1 protein-coding gene is annotated in these 882 nt (G+C 68.3%); it reads right to left on the reverse strand.

Annotation, left to right across the window (positions count from 1 at the left end):
• On the reverse strand, positions 1 to 882 hold an 882-nt coding region (locus tag CAG33_RS28030; RefSeq protein WP_139835925.1), incomplete at both ends, for an RHS domain-containing protein.

Below are 882 nucleotides of genomic sequence, written 5' to 3' on the forward strand. Positions count from 1 at the left end.
GGGTTGTCGATTTCGGCCACGTCGAGGGCGGCGAGGTTGCCGTAGGCGCGGTACTTGGCCGACCACATGATCTCGCCGCTGTAGTCGGTGAGTTCCTGCGGGGTGCCGAGGTGGTCGAGTTGGTAGTAGAACGGCGTGGCCCGGCGCGGGCCTTCGCCGTCGAGCATCGCGAGCGGGCGGAAGGTGCCCGGTTCGTAGATGTAGCTGCGGTAGCGGTTGTCGGCGCTTTCGGCGATCAGGCGTTCGCCTTGCCAGAGGAACTCGGTGGTGTGGCCGTCGACGGTCTTCTCGATCCGGCGGCCGAAGGCGTCGTATTTGTAGCTGGCGGTGCCGCCGCCGGGCAGGGTGACGCCGACCAGGCGGTGCTGGGCGTCGTAGCGGTACTCGGTGACGAGCTTCTGGCCGGCGCCGCGGCGTTCGCGGATCAGGTTGCCGTGGGCGTCGTAGTCGTAGTGGCGGTCGCCCTGCATCAGTAGGCGGTTGCCCTTGACGTTGGCCAGGTTGGCGACGGGCAGGTCGTTCTGGCCGAGGAGGTTGCCGGCGGGGTCGTGGGCGAAGCTTTCCGGGGTGGCGCCGCGCACGCTGATGAGGCGGTCGAGCGGGTCGTAGTGGAAGCTGCGGTTGCCCTTGCGGCTGTCGTCGATGCCGGCGAGGTTGCCGTTGGCGTCGTAGGCGTAGCGGCGCTGGAACAGGTTCTTGTCGCGCTGGCTGACGCTGTGGGCCTGCAGCCGCCCTTGTTCATCGTATTGGTATTGGCTGAGCAGCAGGCCTTGCTGGCGCTGCTGTTCGCGGCCGGCGCTGAACTGGTGGCGGGTCAGGCGCGAGCCGTTGAGGTCGATACCGCTGAGCTGACCGCCCGGCAGGTGGCGGTAGTCGAGCGTG

This window comes from Pseudomonas sp. B3(2017), from assembly GCF_002113595.1.
In the GTDB taxonomy this organism is placed as follows: domain Bacteria; phylum Pseudomonadota; class Gammaproteobacteria; order Pseudomonadales; family Pseudomonadaceae; genus Aquipseudomonas; species Aquipseudomonas ekonensis.